General features: G+C 50.6%; 15 protein-coding genes. 7 read left to right on the forward strand and 8 right to left on the reverse strand.

Annotated features, from left to right (window positions below):
* Nucleotides 1-36: 36 nt before the first annotated feature.
* From ACFSUS_RS12555 to ACFSUS_RS12565, 3 genes are all read right to left on the reverse strand, one after another.
* Nucleotides 37-678, reverse strand: a complete 642-nt coding sequence (locus ACFSUS_RS12555) for a LolA family protein (RefSeq protein WP_381523040.1) — start codon at nt 676-678, stop codon at nt 37-39.
* A 162-nt stretch (nt 679-840) separates the two neighbouring features.
* Entirely contained in the window at nt 841-3,420 is a 2,580-nt protein-coding gene (locus tag ACFSUS_RS12560) for an FtsK/SpoIIIE family DNA translocase (RefSeq protein WP_381523041.1), read from the reverse strand.
* A 119-nt stretch (nt 3,421-3,539) separates the two neighbouring features.
* The gene (locus ACFSUS_RS12565) at nt 3,540-4,613 is read right to left on the reverse strand and encodes a quinone-dependent dihydroorotate dehydrogenase (protein ID WP_381523043.1); all 1,074 of its coding nucleotides are present in this window, start codon (nt 4,611-4,613) and stop codon (nt 3,540-3,542) included.
* 162 nt (nt 4,614-4,775) lie between these two features.
* Between ACFSUS_RS12565 and ACFSUS_RS12570 the strand changes: the two genes are divergently transcribed.
* On the forward strand, nt 4,776-8,834 hold the full coding sequence (locus ACFSUS_RS12570; RefSeq protein ID WP_381523044.1) for a hybrid sensor histidine kinase/response regulator transcription factor: 4,059 nt from the start codon (nt 4,776-4,778) through the stop codon (nt 8,832-8,834).
* A 185-nt stretch (nt 8,835-9,019) separates the two neighbouring features.
* On the forward strand, nt 9,020-11,470 hold the full coding sequence (locus ACFSUS_RS12575) for an Ig domain-containing protein (RefSeq protein ID WP_381523046.1): 2,451 nt from the start codon (nt 9,020-9,022) through the stop codon (nt 11,468-11,470).
* Nucleotides 11,471-11,579: 109 nt separating this feature from the next.
* Here ACFSUS_RS12575 and cysM read toward each other — a convergent pair whose 3' ends face one another.
* Nucleotides 11,580-12,452 carry a cysteine synthase CysM gene (gene cysM, locus ACFSUS_RS12580; protein WP_381523048.1) on the reverse strand — a complete coding sequence of 291 codons (873 nt, stop codon included), beginning with the start codon at nt 12,450-12,452 and terminating at the stop codon, nt 11,580-11,582.
* Nucleotides 12,453-12,734: 282 nt separating this feature from the next.
* Here cysM and ACFSUS_RS12585 point away from each other — a divergent pair, with 282 nt between their 5' ends.
* Nucleotides 12,735-13,184, forward strand: a complete 450-nt coding sequence (locus ACFSUS_RS12585) for a LytR/AlgR family response regulator transcription factor (RefSeq protein WP_381523049.1) — start codon at nt 12,735-12,737, stop codon at nt 13,182-13,184.
* Nucleotides 13,185-13,255: 71 nt separating this feature from the next.
* Here the strand turns inward: ACFSUS_RS12585 and ACFSUS_RS12590 are convergent, their stop codons facing one another.
* Entirely contained in the window at nt 13,256-14,962 is a 1,707-nt protein-coding gene (locus ACFSUS_RS12590) for an AMP-binding protein (protein WP_381523051.1), read from the reverse strand.
* A 253-nt stretch (nt 14,963-15,215) separates the two neighbouring features.
* A complete protein-coding gene (locus ACFSUS_RS12595) occupies nt 15,216-16,088 on the reverse strand; it encodes an AraC family transcriptional regulator (RefSeq protein ID WP_381523053.1) in 873 nt (290 codons plus the stop codon).
* Nucleotides 16,089-16,480: 392 nt separating this feature from the next.
* Here ACFSUS_RS12595 and ACFSUS_RS12600 point away from each other — a divergent pair, with 392 nt between their 5' ends.
* From ACFSUS_RS12600 to ACFSUS_RS12615, 4 genes are all read left to right on the forward strand, one after another.
* Nucleotides 16,481-17,605: a glycoside hydrolase family 26 protein gene (locus ACFSUS_RS12600; protein WP_381523054.1), complete on the forward strand. Its 1,125-nt coding sequence runs from the start codon at nt 16,481-16,483 to the stop codon at nt 17,603-17,605.
* 25 nt (nt 17,606-17,630) lie between these two features.
* A complete protein-coding gene (locus ACFSUS_RS12605; RefSeq protein WP_381523056.1) occupies nt 17,631-19,505 on the forward strand; it encodes a sodium:solute symporter family protein in 1,875 nt (624 codons plus the stop codon).
* A 122-nt stretch (nt 19,506-19,627) separates the two neighbouring features.
* Nucleotides 19,628-20,842 carry a glycoside hydrolase family 130 protein gene (locus tag ACFSUS_RS12610; RefSeq protein ID WP_381523058.1) on the forward strand — a complete coding sequence of 405 codons (1,215 nt, stop codon included), beginning with the start codon at nt 19,628-19,630 and terminating at the stop codon, nt 20,840-20,842.
* Nucleotides 20,843-20,844: 2 nt separating this feature from the next.
* A complete protein-coding gene (locus tag ACFSUS_RS12615; RefSeq protein WP_381523059.1) occupies nt 20,845-22,056 on the forward strand; it encodes an AGE family epimerase/isomerase in 1,212 nt (403 codons plus the stop codon).
* Between the two features lie 94 nt (nt 22,057-22,150).
* Here the strand turns inward: ACFSUS_RS12615 and ACFSUS_RS12620 are convergent, their stop codons facing one another.
* Together ACFSUS_RS12620 and ACFSUS_RS12625 are read right to left on the reverse strand one after the other, a co-directional pair.
* Entirely contained in the window at nt 22,151-23,278 is a 1,128-nt protein-coding gene (locus ACFSUS_RS12620) for an ATP-binding protein (RefSeq protein ID WP_381523061.1), read from the reverse strand.
* Nucleotides 23,279-23,717: 439 nt separating this feature from the next.
* Nucleotides 23,718-26,600, reverse strand: coding sequence for a glycosyl hydrolase (locus ACFSUS_RS12625; protein WP_381523063.1), 2,883 nt, complete (start codon nt 26,598-26,600; stop codon nt 23,718-23,720).
* Between the last annotated feature and the right edge of the window lie 90 nt (nt 26,601-26,690).

Below are 26,690 nucleotides of genomic sequence, written 5' to 3' on the forward strand. Positions count from 1 at the left end.
GCAACAAATTATAATTCGTAGATCGTAACTCATGAATCATCGTAAGTCTACGACTTCAACGCCGGGGTGTTTCGACTTGTCGAAAACGAAGAAGGAGTCTGGTAGGTTGACGTTCGGCGTAAACTTGGTAATGGTGTACGATGTACGCTTGCCATCTTTGTTAACGATCAGCCAGTTTCGGACCGACTTATCGGCTTTGTCTACTGAAATCTGTACCGTTTGAATCGGGCTCTTCTGGCGGTTTGGGGTCAGTTCGATTACTTCGAGCGTCCGTCCGCCCTGCTTCTCTTCTTTCAGGAAACGGTAATCGAAACCCTTCTTATAGATCGTGTAAATTTGCGTCGGATTCAGTTCGCCGTTGGCGCTGGCGTCATAGTCCTGCACATTCACTTCGTTCGATTCTTTAATGTAGGTAGACATCGTCTGGCCGTCGGTAAACACTTCCTGACCGCCTAATAGTAACCGAAACTTTTCATTCTTCACCGTTAAATCACCTTTATACGACTCCTTAGCCCCACCTCCGGCGCTGGCAAACGTAAATGCCGCCTGGTATGATTTTAAGGCTTTATATTTTTTACTCATTGCGTCGAGGATACTCTGGGCCCGTTTATCCTTCTGAGCCGTGGCGGGTACTGTCAGTAAGAGCGCCAGGCTCAGCATCCATGCTAGTTTTTTCATTATTATATGGGTTACTCGTCAATTAAAGCTATCTGCGTAGCTCGGTAAAAAGCTGTTTTTATTGTAGTTAGACTGTAAAGTGAAGCGAAAAGTTTAACGCGTTAGGCTAGGCCTACAACGTTTCGTATGGGTCGAAGATTGTTAAAGTGGCTAGCTTCGGCATCATTCGCCTTTCAGGCGCTTGAGCATCTCTTCCAGCATCTGCAAGTCTGAAACTAATACATCGCGGGCTTTGCTGCCTTCAAAAGGACCGACAATTTTGGCGGCTTCCAGTTGGTCAATCAAGCGACCAGCCCGGTTGTAGCCAAGTTTGAGCTTACGCTGAATGAGCGACGTACTACCCTGTTGGTGAATAACAATCAAGCGAGCCGCTTCGTCGAACATTGGGTCACGGTTGTCGAGGTCTACGTCTTTTTCGTCGCCCTGACCGCCGTCGTCGCCAACGAATTCTGGTAAGGCATAGGCATCATCATAACCGCGCTGATTGCCCACATACTCACAAATCTCTTCGATCTCGTTTGTGTCAACAAATGGACACTGCAATCGGATGATGTCGGAATTTGACGAAAGGAGCATATCGCCCATGCCCACCAGCTGTTCGGCGCCACCCGTATCGAGGATAGTGCGTGAGTCGATCTTGGATGTTACTTTAAACGACAAACGCGCCGGGAAGTTGGCCTTTATCAAGCCCGTGATAACGTTAACCGACGGCCGCTGGGTAGCCACAACCAGGTGAATACCAATGGCTCGGGCGAGCTGGGCCAAACGGGCAATGGGCTGCTCAACTTCCTTACCGGCGGTCATCATCAAGTCGGCTAACTCGTCCACAATCAGGACGATGTACGGCAGGAACCGGTGGCCTTTTTCGGGGTTCAGCCTTCGTTTCACAAACTTAGCGTTGTATTCTTTGAGATTGCGGCAGCCAGCATCTTTCAGCAGGTTGTAGCGGTTGTCCATCTCGATACAAAGCGAATTGAGGGTGTTAACCACCTTCTTTGTATCGGTAATGATGGGCTCCTCCGAATCCGGTAGTTTGGCCAGAAAATGCCGTTCTAGCTTATTGAACAGGGTGAGTTCTACCTTTTTAGGGTCGACCAGCACCAATTTCAACTGGGACGGGTGCTTTTTGTAAATCAGCGACGTCAATAACACGTTTAACCCAACGGACTTACCCTGACCAGTTGCCCCGGCCATGAGCAAGTGCGGCATCTTAGCCAGATCCGCTACGTAGATTTCGTTCGAGATCGTTTTACCCAGCACAACGGGCAGGTCAAACTTGCTATTGGTAAAGACATCGCTCGTGATGACCGACCGCATGGACACCATCTCGCGGTTTTTGTTCGGAACCTCAATGCCGATGGTGCCCATACCGGGCATGGGAGCAATGATTCGGATACCGAGCGCCGACAGGTTCAGGGCAATATCGTCCTCCAGGCTTTTGATCTTGGAAATACGCACCCCTTTGGCGGGCACAATTTCATAGAGCGTAACCGTCGGCCCAATAGACGCCTGGATGGAGTCGATCTCGATACCGAAGTTCCGTAACGTACTTTCGATGCGTTCTTTGTTGGCGGTTAGCTCATCGTCGGATACTTGGGCTTTCCGGGTGTTCTGATAGTCCGTTAGCAGCTCATTCGTCGGGTACAGGTATTGCGGCAGGTCGAGAGTTGGATCGTACAAGCCATGAACGGCAACCAGATCATCGTCCTCGAATGGGTCGGGTTCAAACGTGGGAGAAGGAGTAGCGCTTAACTCTTCCGTTGGCTCGTCTGAGACGGCTTCCCGGTTCTTAATGGTTAACGTAACGCCCGTTGCTCTAGCAATAACTTCGGGTAGTGGAGTCTCCTCAGGTACATAACTCTTAGTTGCAGACCCGTTGGTTGGCGGCTCCTCGACGGGCTCCGGTGTTACAAAGTGGTTTGCAGCGGTAGGCGCTTCCGCTTCGTCAAGTTCATCTTGGTTGTCTGTGTCAACATCGCCCTGCTCATAGGTGTCTAGTGCATCACCCCTATGCTTTTGAGATTTTGATGGAGCCACCCGGGAGAAATCCGGCATCTTGAGGCTACGTATATCGAAAAAATAGATGACAAAGAAGAATAACAGAAAGCCGATGAACGCCAGATTGCCCCAGCCAAACAGACTGTATAGGGCAACGTTGGTTTCAAAGCCAATGCCACCGCACCAGACACTGGACGTTTGAGCGGAGTCCGTAACGAGTACGATATACCCCAGCATAAGACTAGACCAAACGGCGGCAAATAGTAAGGCCGTTGTCGATCGGCTAAGGGGCAGTAGTTCGTAACCGAAGGTCATTTTGTATCCCGCCAGGAAGACAATGACTGGTAATGCCAGTGCCCCAATACCAAACCAGCGGAATACAAACACATGGGCGACGTAGGCCCCCACCAGCCCAAGCCAGTTCCGGGTTTCGGCGCCCGATTCGGCCAGCGGTTCCGAAAACGCGGCTCCCACTACACTCTGGTCGGCCGATCCGTTGAGCAGATACGACACAAAGGCAATAAACAGCCCCAGGGCTAAGCCCATCAGCAGAACGCCCAGTGTTAACGTCGAGCGTTGATCCGTAAACCATCGATCGAGTGCCGCGCCCCAGTTAAACGAAGGGCGTCGGGAGCGGCTGGCTGAGGCACCGTCGCGGGGGGTACCACGCGGTGGACGTGGTTCGTTACGTTCAGCAGTACGTTTGAGTGTATTTTGGCGGGGTGACGTGGTCGGTTGTGCCATGCGTTGGGGTGAAGCTGTAGCGGCAGAAGTAAATTTCCCATTTTTTAACGAAAAACCGCGAACAAACGCATCGATTTACACGAAACATCCTTATGCGGTCAATATTTCGCACGAACGGGCTACGAAGCCGTCGAAAACGGAACGACCTGATAGTTTAATAACTCGCGATTGATGCGCCTGGCTAAGGCCGGACCTTCGTAGATGAAACTGGTATAGACCTGGATCAAACTGGCGCCGGCACGCAGTTTTTCGAGGGCATCGTCGGCGGAGAAGATGCCGCCAACGCCAATAATTGGAAACGCCCCACCCGAATGCTGGTGCAGATAGCGAATTACTTCTGTAGCGCGCTCACGTAATGGACGACCGCTGACACCACCCGCACCCATTTGCGTTACGTCGTTTGCATCGGTGAGCAGGTCGGCCCGGCTGATGGTGGTGTTCGTAGCAATGACGCCCGCAATGTCCGTTTCGGCCACGATGGCTATGATGTCATCGAGTTGGCTATTGGTTAAGTCAGGAGCAATTTTTAAAAGAATAGGCTTTGGAGCGGGACGCTGGCGGTTTTCTTGTTGCAAGGCTGTGAGGAGTCGGGTTAAGGGCTCACGTTCCTGCAAATCGCGCAGACCGGGCGTATTGGGCGAGCTCACGTTGACAACGAAATAGTCGACGGCGTCGAACAGTTCCCGGAAACCAATCAGGTAATCACTCAAGGCGTTTTCGTTAGCCGTATCTTTATTCTTACCGATGTTACCCCCAACAATCACCTTACGTTCTCCTCGATTTGCCTTAAACTGCTGCAATCGGCCCGCGGCCGGGCCAACCCCTTTGTTATTGAAACCCATGCGGTTAATCAGTCCCTGGTCGGCTTTCAACCGAAACAGGCGCGGACGCGGATTGCCAGGTTGCGGGCGGGGCGTTACGGTCCCAATTTCAACAAAGCCAAAGCCCAGGTCACTAAGCTCGCTGACGAGCTCCGCGTTTTTATCAAATCCGGCCGCCATACCGATCGGATTCGGAAAGGTAAGCCCAAACACGGTACGGGCTAAACGTTGATCGTCGACTACGTACAATTTCCGGCAAATGGCCGATACACCAGGAATGGCAAAGGCGAATTTGAGCAGCGACGTGACGACATGGTGAATAGTCTCGGCATCAAATCGAAACAACAGCGGCAAAATAATACGCTTGTACATGCCGCAAATTTACCGAAAATACCGCTGGCTTCCTTACTAAAAGAGCGTCGTTATGCTTCTGAGTTGCGAATATGGGTAGTCAGTCGCCCAGTTATAGGGAGAAAGCCGATATCCTGTACTTTAAGTATTTTTAACTAATGCGTATAGTAAGCAACGTACACAGTGAAAATTTACTTGCTCTTGTTCTTACTAATTCTCTATAATCAGGGAATTGCTCAACTCAGTGATGCTAGCAAGTTGGTTGAGGTACAGGCGCAAAACCAGCGTATCGATAATCAATTCGAGCATTTGTCGGTTAAAGACGGCCTTTCCAATAACTCGGTCAACTGTATCCTCCAGGACCGGGAAGGCTTTATGTGGTTTGGTACCAACGATGGGTTGAATAAGTATGATGGATATACGTTCACGGCACTACAGCCCGATGCAAACAACGTGCCCGGTAGTTTTCAGAACAACCTGATTAATGGTTTATGCGAAGATCACACTAATCGATTGTGGGCTGCAACGGAAGGAGGGCTACACGAGGTTAATAAACTGACTGGAGGTGTCATTTACCATCCCATTCGAGCCAGCAATGCCAGCCTGTGGAATTTTCAACACGCTGTTTATGAAGATAGCCAGCATGTTTTATGGATAAGTACGCTGGGAGGACTGGCTCGCTACGAACCGGCACGCCGTCGGTTTACACTGTTTCCGGTACCCCAGCCTGGTGCCACTATCAAGACGGTGTTCGAAGATCGGCAGCATCGGTTTTGGGTAGCTACGTTGCATGGGTTATACTTATTTGAGCGCAGAACCGGTCTGTTTACGTCAGTACCGGCTGGTGTTGGTTCGGGGCCCGAGCCTACGTTTATTTCGTTTTACCTGGATGATCAGGAAACCTTGTGGCTTGGCACCGCGGGCCATGGCTTGTTTCAGCTTAACTTATGTCGGTACCCCTGGCAGCTCGTAGCGTATAATCCGGGTGGCCTCATCAATCCGTTTGTTTATCTAAACTCCCTGCACAAAGATGCCGCTGGTATGATCTGGGTCGGGACAACCAGTGGTTTGCAACGCATCAATCCGTCAGCCAAACAGGTGTATACCTATCGGCCTGACCCATCGGCGCTTAAAGGCATTAGCAGTAATAACGCCCAGGCGGTTTATCACGACCGGGCTGGCACACTTTGGGTAGGTACTGATAATGGCATTGATCGGCAGGGTGTCACAGACAAGCCATTCGTGACGTATCAGGTTAGACCCAATAAGAGTATAGCGAACCTACCCGAGAACAAGGTTCACGCACTGCTACTTGATAACAATAATCAGCTCTGGATCAGCAGTGGATATACCGTGTTTCGTGTACAGGCCGGGCAAACTCATCCATACGCCATACCTGCTCACGACCTCGGCACAACGAGTGAGCATAAGAATTATACCCATTCTTTTCTGGCTGATGGCTTAAAAGGCGTGTGGATCGGTACCTGGAATGGTTTATATCATTTTAATCAGATATCAGGCCAGTACAAAGAGTACCCCTCTGATATACCAGCTCAGTTCATCGACAGGTCGCCTTTGGGCGATATCTGGCTCGGTGGCGATGGCGGTATTGCTTCGTTCAATCCGCATACCGGGCAGTACAAGTACTATAAATACAAACAAAGTGATACCAGTGGCTTACCCGCCAAATACATACATGGCCTACTGGTCAGCCATACTGGCGACGTCTGGGTATTGATCCGGAAGCAAGGTGTTTGTCGGTTAAATCCCAAGACAGGACAGTTCACCCGGTACACGGCGGGGCTGGGAGGTGGGTTGAGCAGTAATGACGTTCAGGCTATACACGAAGACAAAAAAGGTATGATCTGGATTGGCACTAACCAGGGCGGACTAAATCGCTTTGATCCTCAAACCGGCCTGTTTTCTGCTATTTCTATTCCGGGAGATATGCGTCGTCACAATATCGTTGGTATCACGAGTGACCAAGCCGGGTATATCTGGCTAAGTACCAGCAAAGGGCTTTGCCGGTTCAACCCCCAGACAAAGGTCATTCGCAGTTATGAAATTATAAATGGATTGCCGAGTAATGATTTTCTGCAACATGCCGTCTTTCAAAAAAATAATCGCTTGTTTTTCGGTACCCTGAATGGCTTAGTTCACTTCAATCCGGATAGTATCCGCGACGATACCCGCCCCTTTCCAGTATACATAACGGGAGTAAACGTATTAACTAAACCCCGGCCGATAACGGGCAACGTACTTACGCTAACCCATGATGAAAACTTTATATCGTTTGAGTTTGCCGCATTGACCTACGTGCTCTCGGAGCAAAATCAGTACGCGCATCAACTTATTGGCGTTGATAAAGATTGGGTACAAAATGGTAATCGTCATTTTGCCAACTATACCAACTTGCCACCGGGCGACTATCTGTTCCGGGTGAAGGCAGCCAACAGCGATGGGGTCTGGAATGAGACAGGCGCATCCATTCGCTTCCTTATTCAACCGCCCTGGTGGGCAACCTGGTGGGCGTATGGGGTGTATGCGCTACTGGCTGGCGGGGCCATTTGGGGATACATCCGGTATTACACAAGTCGGGTCAGACAGCGTCAGGAGATGGCGCTTAATCGTCGGGAGGCCCAACAACTCAAAGCGGTCGATGAGCTAAAAACGCGCTTTTTCTCAAACATCACCCACGAGTTTCGCACACCGCTGTCGCTCATCATCGCACCGGTGGAGAAGCTGATGCAGGACCGCCGTTTCGACCCGCCAACTCGCCAGATGCTGTCGCTGGTACGACGTAATGCAGACCAGTTATTGCGGCTCATTAACCAACTGCTTGACTTGTCGAAGCTGGAAGCAAATAGTATGGCCATCTCTCTGACACAGGGAAAGTTGATCGAGTTTGTCGATCAACTGGTTGAGTCGTTCCAGCAAGTAGCCGAGCAAAAAGGAGTAACGCTACAATATACAGCCGAGCAGTTGGCTCATCAACAATTGTTCGACGCCGACAAATGGGAAAAGATATTGACTAACTTGTTGTCGAACGCGCTGAAATTCACGGAAGCTGGTGGACGCGTAACGCTTAGCCTCACGCCCGCCTATTCCTCAGAAACGCGTGAAATCGTCGACGTAAAAATTCAGATTGTCGATTCTGGCATCGGCATTGCTCCGGCGAATCTTCCGCATATTTTTGATCGCTTTTACCAGGTAGATACCTCACGTACCCGCGCCTACGAAGGCACAGGCATTGGGCTGGCCCTTACCAAAGAACTTGTTGGATTGTTAGGTGGCACCATTACCGTCGAAAGCGAATTAAAGGTTGGTACTACCTTCACGTTGATACTACCGGTTCAGTCTGTGTCAGCCACGGCGCATACACCCAAGATTGTTTTACCAAGGTGGGCACCTGTTACGAATATCGAGCTGACAGATACTCCGCCGTTTGTGCTCGCTAGCCAGTCGGCTAATGAATCATTAACTCCACGAATACTCATCGTGGAGGATAACGACGAACTCCGCGAGTTCCTGGTTAGTGAACTGACAGCTCACTACCGAGTCCTGCCGGCTACGAATGGTGAGGTAGGCTGGCAGTTGGCCCAGAGTGAGCTGCCTGACCTTGTGATTTCGGATGTGATGATGCCACGGATGGACGGTTATGAACTTACCCGACTCATAAAGAACCAACCTGACACTGACCATATTCCGGTGGTGCTCCTGACGGCTAAGGCGGCTCACCATAGCCGCATTGAAGGGCTACAGCAGGGCGCAGATGACTATCTGGCCAAACCCTTTCACCTGGATGAGCTCCTGCTCCGACTACGTAACCTGCTTGCTCATCAGCAGAAAGTACGAGATCAGTATCGGCGGCAACTAACACAGCCTGATATGCCTAGTCCGCTCCTGGTCGTTCAGGATGCGTTTTTGCGCCAGGTTTATGAACTGCTCGAAACCCATCTCAAAGATCCGTCGTTGAACGTCGATTGGCTGGCCGACCAATTGGCAATGAGCCGAAAAACCTTATACCGCAAGATCCACAGCCTTATTCAGCTTTCTCCCAACGAGCTGATTCGTCAGTACCGACTTAGAAAAGCGGCTGATCTGTTACGAGCAGGCTATAACGTATCGCAAACGGCGTATCTGGTGGGTTTCAAAACACCCGCTTACTTTACCATCGTTTTTAAAGAATTTTATCAGAAGACACCAACGGAATATATAGCAGCGGGTCTTAGTCAGGCCTGATTCGCCCATGCTTTATTCCGGCTGTTACCTATGCTTTAGCGGAAGAACTTACAGTATTGGGACTATTGCTTTCAATTTTGGGGCAATGCGTAACAGTGGAGAATAACCCTTTGTGGAGTGCTCTAACTTAGAGGCCCGGCCGTATTGACTGGGCTTTGTGTTTATAACCCTCAACTTTTACTGATATGGAAAAGAGCTACTTACAGGCAATGAAAGGTATTTGGCGGGCCTTACTAGGCATAGGACTGGTGCATGGCCAAGTTACCTGGGCGCAGTTGATTCCGGATGTTCAATGGACCCGCCCCGGATCAACACTAGCCGTGACTACCGATGGTAATATTGTCACGACTGATTTTGTTTCGATCGCACCTCCATCGCCAACGTCTCCTGGTCAGGGAGGGGACCGGTTTACCAAATACTCACCTCAGGGAGATATAATTTGGCAGAAGGGGCCGTTTAAGGGCGGTTTTTACCTTGGTGGAAGAATTAATGGCTACGATTATGAGACAATTGCCAAAGTGCTTTTGACCGCACCTACTACCGATGGGGGTCTGGCCATTATGGGTAAAACATCACTCAGAAGCGCCAATGTCATAACAAAAATTTTTGCTGACGGAAGCGTCAGACGGTGGGAGGATAGCGACCTAATTGGGTATTCCGGCGAAGGCATATTCGAGGACATGGTTGGCACCCCCGACGGTGGCTTCCTGCTGGTTTTCACGAATCCCCAATATCAGGTGCCAACAACGAAAGTTGTGGTTATCAAATACGATGCGGGTGGAAGTCGTTCCTGGACCAAAGAGGTGGCTTATCCTACTTCGGGCACCACCGAGCCCAGCCTGACCAAAGCAGAGGCCGTGATCAACGCGCCGGATGGTGGTTATCTGATCGTTGGCTATTATAACACGACGGGCAACCTCATCAGTGAGGCCAATCCATCGTTGATTGGTAATACGGGCTGGGCTGCCAAGCTGGATACCGACGGCAATGTAGTTTGGCAAAAGCTGCTGACTGACGTACCCGTCAATACCAACTCAAATGGTCCCTTGCCCAACTCCGTGTCCCAGATCCTTCCTGTTACAGATGTCACCTTAGCAGCCGATGGTATTGGGTATGCCCTGGTAGGATTTGGGCTGCCACTTTCTTCGGCTAGCGTTTCAGAGCCTACGACGGCTATTTTAGAGCTCGGTTTAACCGGTAGCATTCGACGAGCCCGACTTCTGAATACGCCACCTACCGAATCGTTCATCACAATAATCAATCGAGACGGTGGTCTATTTTACGCTGTTGGCAACACAAACCGCCAAAACGGGGCCGACCCGCACGTTGTTACGGTACTGGCTGCTCAGGTGGCACCGAATAATCCGGTCGCGCTAAGCGTCAATGACCGGCGCACCTTCGACGGGCCGACGGACGGTTCTTTACAAGGAATTAGCAAGGCGGGCGATGGGGGCATCGTGTTTGTCAGCTCCAATAACCAGATAACCAAACTCAAAAAGAGCGATCCATCCTACAGTACGGGACTCACCTTAACGCCACCAACGTATAACTGCCAGACGGGATCTATCACGTTCAACACCGTAGGGGGCGATAATACAACCATTACGTACTCGGCGCCTGGTATTACCCGCTCGGCATTAACTGACAACTTTGGCGTCGTCGAACAGGGATTACGGAATGATCCTAAGGTAATCACGATCACAGCGACTCAGAGCGGAGCGACCTCCAGTTATAACTTTGACTTGAAAGCGGCCTGTAGCAGTGCGCCTTCACCCGGTCCGCCCGTGTTGAATGGCCCCGTTCCTGACCAGTCGGTAGCGGTGGGGCAATCCATAAACTTTCCTATAGGCTCCTACTTTTCGGACCCGACGACCAATGTGCCAGGCTACTCCTCAAACTGGTCTTTTTGGGCGAGTGGCCTGCCCAATGGCCTATCCTTATCGGGTCAGCAGGCACCGAATGTTCCCAACATATTTATCGTGGGTAACTCTTCGGCCAGTGGCGTGTACACAGTGACCGTTACCGCCCGAACGGCGGCTTTCCCGAATAACCCAGTTTCGGCAACGTTCCGTATTACCGTATCACCAACGAACCTGCCAACGGGCGACGCCTTAACACTGCTTGCTCCTAGTTACGACTGCGCCAGCGGTGCGTTTACGTTTCGGACCAGTGGGGGAGACGGCAGCCTGATTGAATTTCAGGCAATAGGTATTACAGCCTGGACGAGTAATCCTAACCAATTTGTTGATAAAGAAAGCCGCACCGTGGACGATGTGCAGCCGTTCACGCTCATGGCTCGTCAGAGCGGCAAGATGGTTACCTACACCTGGAACCTGAAAGCAGCCTGTGGGCGAGCACGCGTCGCTACGAAAGAATCCGGTAGTGGTTTACAGGTGCGCGTATTGGGTAACCCGGTCGTGGGGCAAGCGGCTGAGCTGGAGATCATGGGGGTAACCGGCCAGAAAGTTCAGCTTACTTTAATTGATGGTCAGGGCCGTTCCATATATCAGCACATAATCAGCCAGTCGGGAGCTATGGAGCGGGTGACTATGCCCCTCGGACGTAGCAGTGGCTTGCTGGTTGTGCAGATAAACACCGCTCAGGAACGTAAGGCGGTAAAGCTACTTCGGCCTTAATGAGTATAGCCAACTGGTTGGAAACTTACGCAAGACCTTTTATTACGTCTCAGCTAATTTCCAACCAGTTGGCGACAATCAGTAGCTATGCACCATCTGCGCTAGTGTCTTATCCGAATAATTCGGACGAGAGGTAACGGTCTCCCCGGTCGCAGATGATGCAGACAATGACACCGGATTCTAATTCCTGCGCCAGTTCGACCGCAGCATGAACCGAACCACCACTGCTCATGCCGGCAAAAACGCCTTCTACGTTAGCGAGTTTGCGCGTCATAAGGGTGGCTTGCTCTTCCGACACTTCCATAACGCGATCGACACGTTGTGGATCGAAGATTTTGGGTAAGTACTCCACCGGCCATTTGCGAATGCCGGGAATCGACGAACCGTCGGTAGGCTGACAGCCCACAATCTGCACCGATGGGTTCTGCTCTTTCAGGTATCGCGAGGTGCCCATGATGGTGCCGGTGGTGCCCATCGACGACACAAAATGGGTGATTTGCCCCGTAGTGTCGCGCCAGATTTCAGGCCCAGTCGTCCGGTAGTGGGCCAGGTAGTTGTCAGGGTTGGCAAACTGATTGAGCATTAAATAGCCGCCTTTCTGCACCTGAGCGTCGGCGTAATCACGGGCGCTCTCAATGGTTTCGGTCAGGGTTACTTTAGCGCCGAACGCTTCCATGGTCAGTACGCGTTCGCGGGTGGAGTTTTCGGGCATGACCAGCTCAATGGGAATGTCGTAGAGTCGGGCAATCATGGCGAGGGCAATGCCGGTATTGCCGCTGGTGGCTTCAACGAGGGTCATGCCCGGCTTCAGTTCGCCCCGTGTCAGGGCTCCCTGGATCATGCTGACAGCCGCCCGATCTTTTACACTGCCGCCGGGATTGTTGCCTTCGAGTTTGCCGTATAGCGTAACGTTAGGATTAGGATTCAGCCGGTTTAATTCAACGAGTGGGGTATTGCCGACTAAATCGAGCAGGGTTGCCATGCTAATATATGTGTACTTGTTCTCGTATTGTCAAGGCTAAAGCTGACCAATAAGTTCGTTACCGGCCATGTTCTTGGGGGTAATCTCTATAGGGGTTGAAGTACAAGAGAACCTACGTCTTGTAGAGTGTATTAGGGTTTACCCGAAATATTTTTTTGCTATCGCTTAACAGATTGATACTGAATTTTGTGTAAACTTGCTTCTGTAGACTTTGTATGCAACTGATACACTATCGTTGGAGCGCAAATCACACAATGTATTCACACCTTTAATAAGTATTTTATGAAAGCAACTTTATTGGCCAAGCCTTTAACGCACGCTCGTGTTGAACAGATTGCCGATCAGTTCGCCATGCCTGATCTGACTCTTCCTTTTTGGGGCTATCGCAAAAAAATGCCCATGCACCAGATCGTGCGTCTGGAAGGCGAAGGAAATTACACCGTGTTTCATTTTGTCGACGGGAGCCAGTTGATGGTGTCGTTGACATTAAAGAAAATGGAAAGCCGGTTGTCGCCAAAAGTATTTGTCCGCCCACACAAGAAAAACATCATTAATCTCCTTTACCTCGACAGTATACATCCCGACCCTCAACAAATGAGAGTTAGCCTTGTCAACGGCGACCAGGTAGACGTATCCCGTCGGAAGGCGAGCCGCTTTATTAAACAGGTGAAAGGGTTTCAACAGGAGTTGCAGGTGCTCGCTGTTCAGCCGAGCGAAGTATTAGCCGCTTAAGGAAGTGGTTAGGTAAGGTCAGGTATTGTTACAACACTTGACCTTACCTGACTATTTCTGACCACCTGAAGTTACGCCTTCTTAAGTTTGGCCATTTCTTCGTCCCGCAGGGGTCGGCGAAGAATCTTACCGACGTTCGATTTTGGTAACTCGTCGCGAAACTCAATAACCCGCGGCACCTTGTAGGGTGTTAAGTTTTCGCGGCAAAACGCTTTGATGCTATCAGCAGTAAGTGATGGGTCTTTCTTGACGACAAAAATCTTCACTACCTCTGTCGACTTCTCATCGGGAACGCCAATGCAGGCTACTTCTAACACACCTGGGCATTGCGCTACTACGTCTTCTATTTCGTTTGGATATACGTTGAAGCCCGATACCAGGATCATGTCTTTCTTCCGGTCAACAATTTTGAAGAAGCCGTCTTCATTCATAATACCAACGTCGCCGGTCTTGAACCAATCGCCCATCATCGACTTGGCCGTTTCGTCGGGACGGTTATAGTAGCCGCTGAACACCTGAGGGCCACGGGCAACAATTTCACCAGGTTCGCCAATGGCTGCGTCGCTACCGTCTTCGCGAATGATTTTCATGTCAGTGCTGGGCCAGGGGATGCCAATGGTCCCCACCCGAACCGTACCGTCGATGGGATTGGAACACAAAACAGGCGAGGTCTCCGTCAGGCCGTATCCTTCACAAGGCGTATTGCCCGTAAGTTTAGCCCAGCGTTCGGCCACCGATGTTTGCAGCGCCATGCCGCCAGCTGACGTAACGGTCAGGTGACTAAAGTCTACCTCGCTGATACGTGGTTGGTTGAGTAAGCCGTTGTAGAGTGTGTTAACGCCCGTAAAGGCCGTGATTTTATACTTTTTCAAATCGTTAATGAACGCGTTCATGTCACGGGGATTCGTGATCAGCAGGTTCATTGCGCCACTTTTCAAAGCGGCTAAGGCATTAGTCGTCAGCGCATAAACGTGGTACAGGGGCAAGGCGGCAACAATAATGCCTTCTCCCTCCGCTACGTTCCCAGGCTTCATCCAGTAGTGCTGACACTCAACATTGGAAATGATATTCCGATGGGTTAGCATGGCTCCCTTTGAAACCCCAGTTGTGCCGCCTGTGTATTGAATAAAAGCTAAATCGCTGTTTTTGATCTCAACCCGCTCAAAAGGCTGACGACTTCCCCGACTTAATGCATCGTTGAACGAGATGGCATTTGGCAGATTGTAAGCAGGAACTAGCTTCTTTACGTACTTAACCACCGCGTTCACGATCTGCTTTTTGGGAAACCCCAGTAAATCGCCCAGTTGAGTTATTATGACGTGCTGAATGGCCGTCTTATCGATGATCTTCTCTAAGTTGCTCGCAAAGTTTGAGAGAATCACGATGGCCTTGGCATCGGAATCTTTAAACTGGTGCTGCATTTCGCGGGGCGTGTAGAGCGGATTGGTATTGACCACCACCAGCCCGGCGCGCAATGCCCCAAACATAGCTACCGGGTATTGCAGCGTGTTTGGCATCTGAATGGCCAGCTTATCGCCTTTCTTAAGGCCCAGGTCGTGCTGCAAAAAAGACGCAAACTGCTGTGATAACTTATCTAACTCGCCAAACGTAATTTGTTTACCCATGCAGGCATAAGCCGGGCGATCCGTAAAGCGCTGGCATCCCTCCTCCAGCAGGGCAGCCAGGGATGGATAAGCATCGGGATTGATTTCGTGCGGCACTCCTTTTGGATAGAAGCGTCGCCAGGGGTATGCAGTGGTGGTTGATTGCGTATCCATATTGGTATTGTAAGTATTAAAGCAAAAATAAAACTAAAACGGGAAAAAGCGCAGATAGGCAAGCCGTTTCGGATTATTAATTTGAACTTATTGAACCAAACTAGTACGCTAACTACGAACAACGGCTCCCGGGTAGTGCTAGCGTAGCCACCGAAGCTGTTTCAAAATGAAACCTTCTTTGGTATAGGTAAAACGGAGAAGGTCTTTGCATATTGACGCGGGTTGGTGTCTGCCTTTACTACGCCTGCTCGCGCTAAATGAACACACGCGTACCCGAGTAGTTGCAGCGGAACTCACGAGGGGTGCAGCCATTCTTTCGGCGGAATATGCGGTTGAAATACGAAAGATTGTTGAAGCCGCACTTGTACGAAATCTCAGCCACTGTACAGGTTGTGTCGATCAACAAGCGTGAGGCATGCCCCAACCGAATGTCGTTTAAACTGTCGATAAACGTTTTACCGGTTCGCTTTTTTATGAACCGACTGAACGATACGTCCAGCATGTTCACCGTTTTGGCAACATCGGCCAGCGAGATGTTCTTGTCGTAGTTAGCCTGCATGAACGCAAACGCCTGCTCTAACCGACGGCTGTTGTAGGTGATGTGGTCGTTGGTGAACGTCACGTTCGATAACGTCCGCATGTTGCGCGAGGTGGATAAGTCATGCAGAATTGACAACAGTTCGAGCACCGAGTCGAAACCGTTTTTTTGCACCAGCGCTTCAATACGGGGCCGGATAATCTGGGTGGTTTCCTGAGAGAACAAAATGCCCTTGACCGACCGCTCCAACAGGGCCCGAATGAAGCTGAGTTGATTCCGGCTTAGCCACTTGTCGTCGAACAGATCGCGGTGAAACTGAATTGTAATTTCGTGAATATCCTGGCTTTGGCATTGGTGAGTGAACCAGCCATGAGGTAAGTTGCTGCCAACCAGAACCAGTTCCAATCCGTCGATGACCTCGGAGTGATCGCCAACAATGCGTTTGGTACCTTTGGCATTGGCAATAAAATTTAGTTCAAACTCCTCATGATAATGCAACGGAAAATCAAACTCTTTTTTTACGCGGGAAAAGAGCGTGAAACAATCACTTTGAGTTAAGGGAGTTATCTCACGGTAAATAGTACTCATGAGCCGATAATGAGGTTTAAGGATTTGTTAGTAATGCAAAGATATACAAGCTGAATTGATAAAAAAGTACTTATGGCTGGTTACTTGCCAGCTAAAAATAGTTGTATAGGTTCTAGGGTTATCCATATAAAAGTTGCTGATATACTTCTTTGTTGCCAGATTGTGGGAAAAGATATAATTGTATCATGTTGTTTTGTTGAACAAAATGATAAAAAAGTATTAGTACATTTTTGTAACACTGACATAAATTTGTTTTGTCAAAATTTCCAGATAAGTCCGGACTAACGATCCCATTACAATGAAGTAATTGGGCAGACGAAGAACCCTGTCATTCAGCTATTTTGATAACCGGACAAGGTGTTCGGCGGCAGAACCGCAATACATAATCAGTAATGGTACGATACGCTTTCTGCGTTTTCCTGGGGCTGTTGGGCTCGTTAAGCAGTCAAGGGCAAACCTTGCCGATTGACCCTAAAGCGACGGCTGAGACTAAAAATTTGTATATTAATTTACAACGTCTCTCCACCAAAGGCGTCATGTTTGGGCATCAGGATGACCTTGCCTATGGTGTTGGCTGGCAGTACCAACCTGGCCGCTCCGATATCAAAGACGTAGTAGGTGAGTACCCGGCGGTATTTGGCTGGGATCTGGGGCGGCTCGAACTCGACAGTGCGGCCAATCTCGACAAAGTGCCGTTTGATAAGCAGCGGGCGCTGGCGCAGCAGGCTTATGCGCAAGGAGGAGTCAACACCTATAGCTGGCACTTAAACAACCCACTCGATCTAACCAAAACGAGCTGGGACAAACAGGATTCGACCATTCGCCGGATGTTCAATGACCGCAAGGCGCTCAAACGCTATACCTCATGGCTGAAAAAAGTAGCGGTGTACATGAAAAGCCTGAAAGGCCCCAATGGCGAGGCTATTCCGGTCATTTTTCGGCCATTTCACGAGCATACGGGTTCCTGGTTCTGGTGGGGTAAAAACCATTGTTCACCGGCAGAATACGTAAAAATGTGGCGCTATACCGTCGATTACCTACGGAAAAAGAAAGTGCATAACTTGCTCTACGCGTATTCGACGGACCGGTTTACGTCGCGGGAAGACTACCTCGAACGGTATCCGGGCGATGATTACGTCGACATCGTAGGCTTTGACATTTATCACCGGCCCAGGGGCGATACGACTAATCGTTATGTACCGGAAACCCGCCGGATGGTGGAAACCTTACGTAGCATTGGGCAGGAGAAGCGCAAAGTCTGGGCCATGACCGAAACGGGGCTAGCTCAGGTGTCTCAACCCAATTGGTGGACAAACATTCTGATGCCGGTGATCCAGAACGCGGGTTTGTCGTACGTACTTGTGTGGCGTAACGAAGGCCAGCGCCAGTATTTTGCTCCGTTCCAGGGGCAGGCCAGCGCTGATGATTTCAAGGCGTTTTATGCAAACCCGAACGTGCTGTTTGGCACAAAAACGGCAGCTGAGCGTTTGTATGCCCCTAACCCGCCAACCCAATAATTACTCGATTATTTAACTCCTTGTTATGAAGTTATCTGCGCTCGATATCGGCATTATAATTACCTATCTGGTAGCCGTTATCATCCTAGGTCTCGTGCTGAAAAAACGGGCCTCAAAAGATAAAGAAGCCTACATGCTGGGTGGTAAAACCCTGCCCTGGTACATGCTCGGTCTGTCGAATGCATCAGATATGTTCGACATTTCGGGAACCATGTGGATGGTGGCCCTGGCGTTTGTCTACGGCATGAAGAGCCTGTGGATTCCGTGGCTGTGGCCGGTGTTCAACCAGATTTTCATGATGATGTATCTGTCCATCTGGCTGCGTCGCTCCAACGTGACTACCGGAGCGGAGTGGATTGGTACACGCTTCGGCACAGGGCGGGGCGTTACGGCGTCACATACTATTGTGGTGGTGTTTGCCTTACTTAGTTGCCTGGGTTTTCTGGCGTACGGGTTTGTAGGGCTAGGCAAGTTCATCGAGATTTTCATCCCGTTTGAGAACGTGGCGCCTTACGTACCATTTTCGGTAAGCCCGGCTTATGTACCGCACTTCTACGGAATCATCTTCACTGCGTTTGCCGTTTTCTACGCCATCCTGGGTGGCATGACTAGCATTGTAATCGGTGACGTGCTGAAATACGTTATTATGAGTATTGCCGCCGTCGTTATCGCCTACATCGCCATGGAGAATCTTAGCGCCAAGCCGCTGGTGGTGCCGTCGGGCTGGTTCAATCCGTTCTTCCACTGGACGCTCGACGACCTCGACTGGACCGGTAAAATTGATGAGGTCAATAACAAGATCAAGTCGGATGGCTATTCGCTTTTCGGCGTCTTCTTCATGATGATGACCTTTAAAGGCATTTTGGCGAGTCTGGCCGGACCAGCGCCGAACTACGACATGCAGAAGGTACTCTCGACCAAGTCGCCACAGGATGCGGCCAAGATGAGCGGCTTTGTGTCGATTGTGCTGCTACCCGTTCGGTACGCCATGATCATGGGTTTTGCCGTGCTCGCCTTGCTGCATTATGACCAGCTCGACCTGCGTTCGGCAACGGGTATTGATTTTGAGAAGATCTTACCAGCGGCCATTCAGCAGTTTGTACCAGCCGGACTGCTCGGACTGTTACTGGCGGGTCTGCTGGCGGCCTTTATGGGCACCTTTGCTGGTACGCTCAATGCCGCCCAAGCCTACATTGTCAATGATATTTACCTAAAATACGTCGAGCCAAAAGCCTCGAACCGGCGCATTGCCAACATGAATTATCTGTCGGGTCTGCTGGTTGCTGGCCTGGGGATTCTGATGGGCCTGTTTGCCAAAGACGTCAACAGCATTTTGCAGTGGATTGTATCGGCCCTGTATGGTGGCTACGTAGCGGCCAACGTGCTGAAATGGCACTGGTGGCGGTTCAACGCGAGCGGTTTCTTCTGGGGAATGTTAGCGGGTATCGTCCCGGCGCTGATTCTGCCTTATGTGTTCCAGGAAACGCTGGAGCTCTACTACTTCCCGCTGTTGTTTGGTCTCTCGCTGGCGGGCTGCATCGCCGGATCGTTGCTGACACCGGCCACGGATACCAAAACGCTCAAAACGTTTTATAAAACGGTGCGGCCCTGGGGTGTCTGGGGACCCATACATAAACAGGTAGTCGCCGAAGATCCGACGTTTGAGGCCAACCGAAACTTCAAACTCGATGCATTCAACATTATGATCGGTGTGATTGCGCAATGCTGCCTGACGATGCTGCCCATGTATCTGATCGTCAAGATGAATACCGAGTTTTTCATTACGCTGGGATTATTGGCTGTTTGCGCTATCATCCTGAAGAAAACCTGGTGGGACAAACTACCAACCGATACGCCCCAACCTGAACCGGTTGGTAATAGACCAGCTTTCATGCATTAATACAACCTGTCTAAATCTAAAGAAACGAACGGTGGAAATAACTCTGGTGGCTCACAAACAAATGGCAACAACATCAGCTGGACCACATTTCGTCCTCACTAACTTCAATCAAAACAGTCTCGATGAACATCGCTTTTCAGCAACGGCTAGAGCAGCTAGAAAAAACATACGTTGATCTCATCAGCCGCGAGAACGAAAAACAACTTCTTGGTAACGGCATCTTCGATCGGTACGTCTATCCTGTGCTGACGGCACAGCACACACCCCTGTTCTGGCGGTACGACCTGAACCCGACCACAAATCCATACCTGATGGAGCGGTTTGGGATCAATGCAGCCTTCAATGCCGGTGCTATTAAGCTCAATGGCAAATACCTGCTTGTGGCTCGGGTAGAAGGCATGGACCGGAAATCATTCTTCGCCGTGGCTGAAAGCCCAAACGGCGTTGATAATTTTCAGTTTTGGGAGCGCCCCATCACCATGCCCGAAACCGAGGTTCCAGATGGCAACGTATATGACATGCGGTTAGTGCAGCACGAAGACGGTTGGATTTATGGCCTGTTCTGTACCGAGCGGAAAGACCCCAACGCTAAAAAAGGTGATGAGTCGTCGGCGGTGGCGCAATGCGGTATAGCCCGTACTCACGATCTGGTTACCTGGGAACGTCTGCCCGATCTGAAAACGCCTTCGCCCCAGCAGCGGAACGTCGTGCTGCATCCGGAGTTCGTGAATGGGAAGTACGCGTTTTACACCCGTCCGCAGGATGGTTTCATCGAAGCGGGCACCGGGGGGGGCATTGGTTTTGGTTTCGCCGATTCGATGGAGAACCCAGTCGTCGAAAAGGAGTATATCGTTGATGAAAAGCATTACCATACCGTCTACGAAGTCAAAAACGGGCAGGGACCAGCACCGATCAAAACCGAGAAAGGGTGGCTGCACCTGGCGCACGGGGTTCGGAACACGGCCGCCGGTCTGCGTTATGTGCTGTATATGTTCATGACCGATCCAAATGACCTAACGAAAGTAATCTACAAGCCCGCTGGCTATTTTATTGCTCCGGAAGGTGAAGAACGCGTCGGTGACGTATCGAACGTTACGTTTGCGAATGGCTGGATTCTGGACGACGATGGCACGGTGTTTATCTATTACGCATCGTCGGATACGCGCATGCACGTGGCTACTTCAACACTTGGTCAGTTGCTGGATTACGTCGTGAATACACCACCGGATGGCCTGCGCTCGGCTGCATCTGTAGAACGGCTAAACGCGCTCATTGATCGGAATATGGCGTTTCAGCAGGAGCAGGCCGAAGTAAATACCATAGATGGTCACGCGTAGAGATGGTAGCACAGGCAGGCATCGAACCCGCGAAGTATCAGGCCGAAGTCGAGGCTGAGCTGGCGAGTATTTTAACGTTCTGGATGAAGCACAGCCCCGACACCGAGCGGGGGGGCTTCGTCGGGCGCCTATCCGACACGGGGCAGGTCGACAGTGACGCGCCAAAAGGGTCGGTCCTGAATGCCCGAATTCTGTGGACGTTTTCAGCTGCTTACCGGCAGACAGGTAATGCAGCATATCGGGACATAGCCGACCGCGCTTACCAGTATTTCATTACGCACTTCCTGGATGAAACTTACGGGGGCGTTTACTGGTCGGTTAATCCAGCGGGTAAGCCGCTGAACACGCGTAAGCAAATTTATAGCTTGGCATTCGCTATTTACGGCTTGAGCGAACATTATCGCATTTCGCAGGAGCCCGCTGCCCTGAAGGCTTGTCAGGAATTGTATACCTGGATTGAGCGCTACAGTTTCGACCGGGCCGAAGGAGGGTATCTTGAGGCATTCAGCCGCGAAGGAGCCTTGCTGAATGATTTGCGGTTGAGCGAAAAAGATCGCAATGATCCCAAAACGATGAATACGCACCTCCACATTCTGGAGGGATACGCCAACCTGTACCGCATCTGGCCGGATGCCGGGCTAGGGCAGCAAATCCGAGGCTTGCTGGCGACGTTTCAAATGCACATTCTGGATGCCGATACCCACCAGATGCGGTTGTTTTTTACGCCTGACTGGCAACCAACCGCCAATCTGGTGTCATTCGGTCACGATATTGAAGCATCGTGGTTACTACTTGAAGCGGCTGAGGTTTTGGGGGACGAAAAGCTGATTCATCAGTTCAAACAGATCGCCGTGGCTATGGCGCAGGCAACAATGGCAGGTGTACAACCCGACGGTAGTCTGTACCACGAGCTTGATCGTGACCGCAATCACTACGACACCCATCGCGAGTGGTGGGTGAGCGCCGAAGCGATGGTTGGTTTCCTGAACGCGTATCAGCTGACCGGGCAAGCTCATTTCTATCAGCAATCGGTGCAGGTATGGCAATTTGCCCAAATGCACTTGCTGGATCGCGAGCGGGGCGAGTGGCGCTGGGGAGTTCTTGATGACTATCAACCCATGACGGGCGAAGACAAGATTGGCTTCTGGAAGTGCCCGTATCACAACGTCCGGGCGTGTCTGGAAGTGATAAATAGGTGTCAGACGTTGAGTTGATTTGAGAAGTAAATTTGGCCTTACATAGTTAAAGGGGGCGCTTGAGTTATTGCTCAAGCAGCCCCTTTTTGTAGTTATACACAAATATTGCTTGTTACAACACGCCAACAAATGATTCGAAGTTGTCCCTATGGATAACGTCAGCCTGTATTGGCTTATACGTTTCCACGAACGTTTTAGGAAAGCGAGTTTTGGCGTTGGGATTCCATTTGAACTCCCAAGCCCGTAGCATGCCGTCCTGCTCTTCGAGGTAATCAATTTCTTGTTGCTGGTGGGTCCGCCAAAAATAGCTTCTGGACCATATTTGGTTATAGTGGAGCACTTTTTGCCGCTCGCTCACCAAAAAATTTTCCCATAATGCTCCCACATCAGCTCGCAGGCCGAGGGATTTAAAATCCGCTAGAATGGCGTTACGGAGGCCGTTATCATAGAAATATACTTTGCGGCTGCTGCTGATCTCGGAGCGGAGATTCCGACTGAACGGCTGCAGTCGAAAAACAATAAAGGCTTTTTCAAGCAGACCGATGTAATTTTCTACCGTCGCCCGATCAATTTGAAGCGTGCGGGCCAACTCGTTATACGACACTTCCGAGCCAAGTTGAAGGGCTAAAGCAACTAGTAATTTATCCAGGAGTTCGGGCCGACGGATACCGCCGAACGTAAGCAGGTCTTTGTACAGATAGCTGCTACTAAGCTGCTGTAAGACAGCTCGCTCATCGCCCACGCTGGTTACTACGTCGGGATAGAACCCATACAGTAATCGTGTTTCCAACTGCCGCCGAGCTTCCAGAAAACCAACGCTACCCACTAACTCCTGCCACGAAATCGGATACAGTCTGAATTCAAACTTACGCCCGGTTAAGGGTTCGTTTATCTCATTAGCTAAGTCGAACGATGACGAACCACTTACTAACAACCGTACGTCTGGTAATTGGTCGGTGATAAGTTTCAAGGTAAGACCAATGTTCTTTACACGCTGTGCTTCGTCTAGAAAGACAACTTGATTAGGACCAATGATCTGACGAAGCCGTGCCACGTTCGCATTTTCAAGTTGGAACCGTACATCGGCCTCGTCAGCGTTAAGTAACAGGTATTGGCCGTGCTCGGCGCAAAGTTTACGCAACAGGGTTGTTTTGCCTACTTGTCGCGGCCCCATTACTACTAACGCTTTACCCGAATTCCAACGCTTTCGAAGCGGTTCTTCTAACAGACGAGGGATCATTTTAAATTTTGTCGATTATATTCTACAAATTAAGTAAAAATTGTAGATTACAATCTATAAACTTAACATGTCCGAGTGTTGATCTGCTTATTGATAGCTTACTTTTTTGATGGGATGAAGTCTTTATATTTAATACAAGGTCCCTGTTATCACGCAAAATCATTGCATTGCTATTGATGCGGCTACTGGCAAATTAATTCAAATGACCCCCGAAGAGATGACGATCATTCTCTCTAACTCGCCGATGCTCTTAAACAAATATGAAGGCGCCGGGGAAAGCCGCAAGGCGAATCAGTTGTACTAGCTTATGGTCCGTTTCAACGAAAATCAGTCAAAGTGAAGACAACCGTTTATCGGCTACTGCTCCCTGATAACAGATTCACCATAAACAAAAAAACTCCGCGTCATTGGCGCGGAGTTTTTCATTACTTGGGTCCAGTTATTCTTTCACAATCTTAACCGTTTTAAGCTGCGTTGGGGTGCTGGCACGTAGTAGCAGCATGCCTGACGATTGCCGGTCGAGCGGTACCGAAATCGATTCGGTGGCTCCCGCCTGCTCAATCTGCCGCACGTGAATCTCACGGCCATGGATGTCGGTCAGGATCAGGCGTAACGATTGACCGGTGGCTCCAGTGACCTCAAACTTCAGGTTATCGCGTGCAGGGTTACCTAGTACGTTTACGTTCAGCGGTGAGTCAGTTAGCGCTGGGCGTCGGGCTCCGCTTGGGCAGGCGTTGGGCAAGTCGAAAGAGTAGGTAACCACAACACCCCCTTGCTTGGCCATCAGCTCAATCACTTTTGGATCGCCCCGTAGGCCTGGCTCAACCGTACCGTACGGATTCGTTGACCATACCATAACACCAATCGCCATGTATTCGATAGGATTACCTGTACCACCTTGTGTGTTAAACTTAATGGCACCCGTAGCGCAGTTATAGGTAGGAGCCAACATTACAAGGGCGTCGTTTGTGGGCGCTGGCTGTACCGGCTTGGTTGGGCACATAAGCTGTAAGTCGAACGTAAAGCTGGCAACAACGCCGTTCTGACGTGCTAGTAGCTCAATGGGCTTCGGATCGCCCCGTAGGCCCGCTTCAACCACACCGTTTGGATCAGTCGACCAGGTTTTGATGCCGATCGCCATGTATTCAATTGGCGTACCATCGCCCCCCGCACTTTTAAACGTAATAGCACCCGTCTGGCAATCGTAGGTCGGTGCCAGTACCGTCAGCGCTCCACCCGTCGGCGGTGTTGTTGGGCAGGCCGCCGGTAAATCGAAGGTATAGCTGGCGACCTGACCACTTTGCCGGGCCAATAACTGAATCAGCTTAGGATCTTTACGGACCGCTTCGTCAACAAAGCCATTTGGATCGGTCGACCAATCTTTGACGCCGATGGCCTTGTATTCAACCGGCGTACCGTCGCCCCCGGTGCTTTTGAACGTAATAGCGCCCGTAGTACAATCGTAGGTCGGTGCCTGCACCTGCAACTGGCCGTAAGCACGCCAATCAGGCAATTCATCGCGGGTAATCACGTCTTTGTCGTTGTAAACCGCTTTCAACAGGTCAAGCGGCTGCTTACGGATGTAGTCATTACCTGTCCAGACGGCGAACCATGACCACCAGGTAGCAAAACCGCGGATATTCTCGGGCTTGGGCAGGTTACCGGTTTCAGAAAGGGTAGCCAGTTTTTTACCGTTCAGCGCACTTTGCGTATTGGCCCAGTTACCACTCAGATTAGCCGCAGGATCGGCGTAAATGTCCAGCCCCAACACATCAACGTACTCATCACCGGGATACCAGTCCATGTTGGGCTGGTCGGTACCGGTGTACACCCAGATCAGGTTGTGCAGGTTGTGGTAGTTTGTCAGGCGGTCGTACATAATGCGCCAAAGCTCTTTGAATGGCCCAGGTCCTTTGGCACCCCACCAGAACCAGCCGCCGGGCGCTTCGTGCAACGGACGCCATAGAACCGGAATGTCGGCATCCCGGAATTTTTTAAGTTCCGTCGCAATGACGTCAATGTCCCTGAGTAGCAGGTTGTAACGTTCACCACTCTTATCGGCCAATGCGGCCGACAAATCGAATGTAGTAGCCCGCGTATAAAAACCACTCCACCAAAGTCTGTCAGGAGCCTGGTTGATTAGGTCGGTAGGCGCGTTCCAGTGCCACGCTAAGGTGATAATGCCGCGGCCATCGCCTTTTTTAGCCCAATTAATAAACCGTTCGCTTTGTCCGGTTGGGTTCGAGCCAAACTGAACGCGCGACGGCGAATACTCAATCAGGTCATAAGAAGCTATGGCTGGTTCTTTGCCGGTTTGCTCCAGAACATAGGCAAGGTCGTCGTGCTGACCCGACAAAACTTTACTGCCATACTGATCAACGATGTACGAGAACAGCGAACGCGTAGAAGGCGTCGCTTTGGCATCGACCAGCGTCTTGGGCGGTTTAATAGGCAGCGGAGCCGTAGCTGGGGTTAACTGAATGTAGTCGATGCCAAAATAGCCCCATCCCTGGTTGACCGTGATGGTGTTCAGTCCATCGCGCAGCAGAAATTTACCCCCGGTTACTGACGCAAAACCAGGGTTCGCCATGAACATACCGGTTCCCCGGCCTTCATTAACCTGGATATCAAATCCTTTTTGCCCAAACGGTGCGGTATAGCCAATGCCTATGTCGTAGAGGCCCGCCGTGGCGCTGAACGAAAGAACGATCTTGTCGGTCCCACTATCGAAGCCAGTGACGTAGCCACTACCCGAAAAACCGGCGGGCGTGGTTGCTACGTTGACCCCATTGAGATCGCCTAATTCGGCTTCAATTCGGCCATTCACCACGGGCACCACGGTCGGCGGTTTAGCCGATACAGGCGTAAAAATGATATAGTCAATTCCATAGTACCCCCAGCCGTTGGTCAGAGAAACCGTGTTCTGCCCTTCTTTGAGCAGAAATTTACCTACCACCAGCGAGCCAAAGCTATTATTGGTTCCTACGAACGTCTGGTCACTCGTTACCGAGTTTACGTTCAGGGTAGTGTGTTTTTCGCCGTAGGGAGAGTAATACACAATTGTTAGTTCATATTCCCCAGCCGTTGCCGGAAAGGTATAGGCAATGTTATCGGCGGCATTGTCAAAGTCCCAGACGTAGCCGCTGCCTGAGTAGCCAGGTACCGTAGTAACAGCGTTGACTCCAGTCAAAGTAGCTGATTCGGCTTCCAGTTTTATGTCGCCGGGTGCCGCAAACGCACTGAACCAGCAAAGCGAAACGAGAAAGGCGAGTAGCCATCGTTGCGTGGTGAGCCGATAAAAATTCGGTAAAAACGTGAGCATGGGATAAATGGGTTTGGTTAGATGTTAACTATAAGTTTGGATAAATTCGGGCTGTTCCGGCAGCAGCAGAGCGTTCTTGGTCGATAGAGC

It is taken from the genome of Spirosoma soli (assembly GCF_042684525.1).
Taxonomy (GTDB): Bacteria; Bacteroidota; Bacteroidia; order Cytophagales; family Spirosomataceae; genus Spirosoma; species Spirosoma soli.